This window comes from Enterobacter cloacae complex sp. 677-3DZ2D5B, assembly GCF_004136695.1.
GTDB lineage: Bacteria > Pseudomonadota > Gammaproteobacteria > Enterobacterales > Enterobacteriaceae > Enterobacter > Enterobacter hormaechei_C.
Window position 1 is genome coordinate 1 of sequence record NZ_QFLS01000030.1, and the last position, 4,144, is coordinate 4,144.

A 4,144-nucleotide genomic window follows, 5' to 3' on the forward strand; every position below is an offset into this window, starting at 1 on the left:
CACAACAAGGGAAGACCCATGTATATACAGTATAAAGAGGTAAATCTGATGCCACGACGCTATGAAATTGACGCTGCCTGGCGTGCGGCCATCACCCGCGAACAGGATGGCCGTCAGACCGTCACGACCGCAGCCTTTGTCCGGGAGCTTCACAAGTTCAACTGGCACTGGACGCCCCGCCAGGCTAACCAGTGGATAGAAACGTATGTGACGGTGTTCCGGGACGTCTCGCCCAATGAGGGAGAAAACCGGACGTTCCAGCTGTTTAATCCGAACGGAGGGCGCTGATATGGGGTTTCCGTCACCGGCAATGGATTACCAGGAAAGCCGCCTCTCGCTGGATAGCTACTGTAAAACCGGGCGTCCGGGCGTGTTCCTATTTCGTAGCGACTGCACCTCGTTCCGGGAGGGCATCAGGCCGGGTTCGCTGCTGATCGTGGATTTCGGCGCGCGGCCGGTTGACGGCACCCTGGTGCTCTACGTGCTGGAAGATGAATTCAGGATCATGCGACTGCGTCTCCATCCGGCAAGATGTCTACAGGAGCTGGACAGGCCGGAGAACGTCCGCGCCCTGCCGGATAATGAGGATGAAGGTATCGAGATCAGGGGCGTGGTGACGCACATCGTTACCGATGCCAGAACGGGGGAGTTCGAGGATTTCCCTGTAATTTAGCAATACAATACAACGCAATTAACCGTACACATAAGGTACTCTTTATGTACTATTAATGTACATTTTAAGTGCGCATATTATTGTTTTTCGCCTTGCGCCTTCCCTTGAAACACAATTTATTTGCAGAAAAGTGTTTCGCTAAGAGAAACGCGTGGTATAATGTTTCCCGTTGAGAAACAGGGAATCAATAATGATAAAAAGTTTCAAGCACAAAGGGTTACAAAAGCTCTTTGAGAACGACGATCCGAGCGGAGTACAGGCAAAGGATGTGGAGAGAATAAAACTTCGCCTCCTGATGTTAGACGAAGCGACGACAACAGAAGATTTCCGCGCCTATCCGGGATTTAAATTTCACCCCCTGAAAGGCGATAAGAAGAATCTTTATGCGATCACCGTTCGGGCGAACTGGCGAATCACCTTTGAGTTTACAGATGGTGATGCCTACATACTGAATCTGGAGGACTACCACTAATGACGATGCTCAACCCACCACACCCAGGGGGATTGATTACCGAATACCTGGAGGATAACGAAATCAGCTTACGAGCCCTTGCCCGTAACCTCGATGTTTCCCCTTCTGCGCTGAGTAAAGTCTCGGCAGGTAAAGCGGCAATCAGTCCTGAAATGGCTCTTAAACTTGAGGCAGGTTTAGGAATCGCAGCTCGACTCTGGCTGGCAATGCAGGCGACCTATGACCTTAGCCGCGCCCGCAAGGAGATCGACCTCTCCCATGTGGTGCCTGTTACAGTCAAAAGTGACTTTGCCGTACATTGATACCGAATAAAAAAAGCCGCATAAGCGGCTTTTTTATTAGGTGGTTCTACACTTAGAACAGGTGCGGAGTGACCAGTAGCGCCAGCAAGATTAGGCACAGAACGATGGTCAGCACCTGAGTTATACGCGGCGCTTTTATGAAAGCAGTCAGCACTTCAGCCATAGACTTAATCCATATTGCAGGTTGCAAGAACTACCGGCTCACGTTGACGTAGAATCACCCCAGGGGTAACATTACTTCGCTATAGTAACGACAACGTGAACTTCGGTACATGTTTCGGGCAGCAGCAGCGACTGCGAATCGCTGACTGAGGCGAAAAAGAGAACCCTTCGGGGTTCTTTTTTTTGCCTTATCATCCCTCTGACAGCGTTTTAGAGCATCCGGAACGGAGAATCTGCGAAACCCTCCTTCCCTTCATCCCTACAACACCTACAGCAAAGCGATCATATCACAACTCAAAATCTACGGAGTAAGGTGGAGATGTAAAAGATGCGTATGAAATCAGCATTTAGTTTAGCTCTCTATCTTCACCCGGTCGGAACAGAGAGGATCTGCCCCATACGTCCTTACCCTAAAACGGGCTTTGTTAATGGAATGGTCGCCTCCCATCTCTTGTGCCACAGTGGGACGATAAATCGTCACTCATTGAACGGAGCGCTGCTATCATGAACGTTAAAACTATTGGAATCGATTTGGCAAAAAACGTTTTCCAGATCCATGGGGTTGACGAGCACGGAAAACGGTTGTTCAACAAACAACTCAGACGGGCACAAATGGCCTCCTTTTTTGCCAACATCCCACCCTGTTTGATCGGCATGGAGGCCTGTGCATCTGCTCATTTCTGGGCCAATAAACTGATATCGATGGGCCATAATGTCAAACTGATGGCCCCTCAGTTCGTCAAACCCTATGTTAAAACCAATAAGCATGATGCTGCAGACGCTGAAGCTATTTGTGAAGCCGTCACTCGACCTAACATGCGGTTCGTGCCGGTCAAAACCGCTGAGCAGCAAGCCGTATTGGCACTTCACCGGAGTCGTCAGAGCTTCATCAAACAGCGAACCGCACAAGCCAATCAAATCAGGGGGTTATTGGCCGAATTTGGCATTGTCGTCCCCCGAGGTATCCAGCAGCTACAGCGACGATTACCTGAGCTCGTGGAAGATGCGGATAACCCGTTACCCGTCCTGTTTCGTACACAGCTGAGTCTACTACAGCACCACATGGCGTACCTGTTCGATGTCATCGCTACACTCGACAAGCAGATTGAGCAGTGCTATCGGCAAAATGCTCTCTGCCAGCGTATCGGCAAGATCCCTGGTATTGGCCCTGTTACCGCCAGCGCGCTGATTGCGACCATTGGTAAAGCCAACAATTTCGAGAATGGCCGACAACTGGCTGCCTGGCTCGGATTGGTTCCACGTCAGCACTCCAGTGGGGGTAAACAAGTCCTGCTCGGGATAAGCAAGCGAGGTGATACCTATTTGAGGACCTTGCTTATCCATGGTGCCAGGGCGGTATTGCAGTCGGCCAAACATAAACAGGATGCCGTATCGAGCTGGGCTAACCAGCTAATGGCGCGCCGGAATAACAACATTGCCTCGGTAGCATTGGCTAACAAGAATGCGCGGACTGTGTGGGCGCTCCTGGCCAAAGAGCGGGAGTATTGTGCACCAATAATAAGCGCTTAAGTTGCTTAATCAGTAAGACAGAAACAACACCACCGATTGCCCAGGCAAGCATGAAGTGATGGCAAGACAGGTCAGACCGCGATGGGGAAAACCCGGTTTATTCAAGGCTCCTGAAAGAGCGCTTTGTTGATAGAGGCCTCCATCAGCGTATTCCATCAGGGACAGAGGTATTTTACATCACCTCGGCAAAGTCCGGATCTATGGCTGCAATCGATGACCAGTAAAGCCACCACAACATATTTAGCTTGGCAAACAGGAGGCGACCATCTATGAATAAATCGAACTTTTGCTGAGTTGAAGGATCAGATCACGCATCTTCCCGACAACGCAGACCGTTCCGTGGCAAAGCAAAAGTTCAAAATCACCAACTGGCCCACCTACAATAAAGCCCTCATCAACCGTGGCTCCCTCACTTTCTGGCTGGATGATGAAGCTATTCAGGCCTGGTATGAGTCAGCAACGCCTTCATCACGAGGCAGACCTCAGCGCTATTCTGACCTTGCCATCACGACTGTGCTGGTCATTAAACGCGTATTCAGGCTGACCCTGCGCGCTGCGCAGGGTTTTATTGATTCCATTTTTACACTGATGAATGTTCCGTTGCGCTGCCCGGATTACACCAGTGTCAGCAAGCGCGCAAAGTCGGTTAATGTCAGTTTCAAAACGTTCACCCGGGGTGAAATCGCGCATCTGGTGATTGATTCCACCGGGCTGAAGGTCTTCGGTGAAGGCGAGTGGAAAGTCAAAAAGCATGGCCAGGAACGCCGTCGTATCTGGCGTAAGCTGCATCTCGCCGTTGACAGTAAAACACATGAAATCATCTGTGCAGACCTGTCGCTGAACAATGTGACGGACTCAGAAGCCTTCCCGGGTCTTATCCGGCAGACTCACAGAAAAATCAGGGCAGCATCGGCAGACGGCGCTTACGACACCCGGCTCTGTCACGATGAACTGCGGCGTAAGAAAATCAGCGCGCTTATCCCACCCCGAAAAGGTGCGGGTTAC

General features: G+C 50.8%; 6 protein-coding genes. All 6 read left to right on the forward strand.

What is annotated here, in order from left to right; all coding sequences use genetic code 11:
- Positions 1-48 precede the first annotated feature (48 nt).
- Positions 49-288, forward strand: a complete 240-nt coding sequence (locus tag DD597_RS24690) for a hypothetical protein (protein WP_017694266.1) — start codon at positions 49-51, stop codon at positions 286-288.
- A gap of 1 nt (position 289) precedes the next feature.
- The gene (locus DD597_RS24695; protein ID WP_039267239.1) at positions 290-673 is read left to right on the forward strand and encodes a S24 family peptidase; all 384 of its coding nucleotides are present in this window, start codon (positions 290-292) and stop codon (positions 671-673) included.
- Between the two features lie 190 nt (positions 674-863).
- Entirely contained in the window at positions 864-1,145 is a 282-nt protein-coding gene (locus tag DD597_RS24700; protein WP_021312774.1) for a type II toxin-antitoxin system RelE/ParE family toxin, read from the forward strand.
- Positions 1,145-1,447: a HigA family addiction module antitoxin gene (locus tag DD597_RS24705; RefSeq protein ID WP_001698908.1), complete on the forward strand. Its 303-nt coding sequence runs from the start codon at positions 1,145-1,147 to the stop codon at positions 1,445-1,447. Before DD597_RS24700 ends, DD597_RS24705 begins: the two co-directional genes overlap by 1 nt.
- A gap of 666 nt (positions 1,448-2,113) precedes the next feature.
- Positions 2,114-3,139: an IS110 family transposase gene (locus DD597_RS24715; RefSeq protein ID WP_001101446.1), complete on the forward strand. Its 1,026-nt coding sequence runs from the start codon at positions 2,114-2,116 to the stop codon at positions 3,137-3,139.
- A gap of 294 nt (positions 3,140-3,433) precedes the next feature.
- Positions 3,434-4,144: IS5 family transposase (locus tag DD597_RS24720; protein ID WP_165298175.1), on the forward strand; the 711-nt coding region annotated here is incomplete at its 3' end.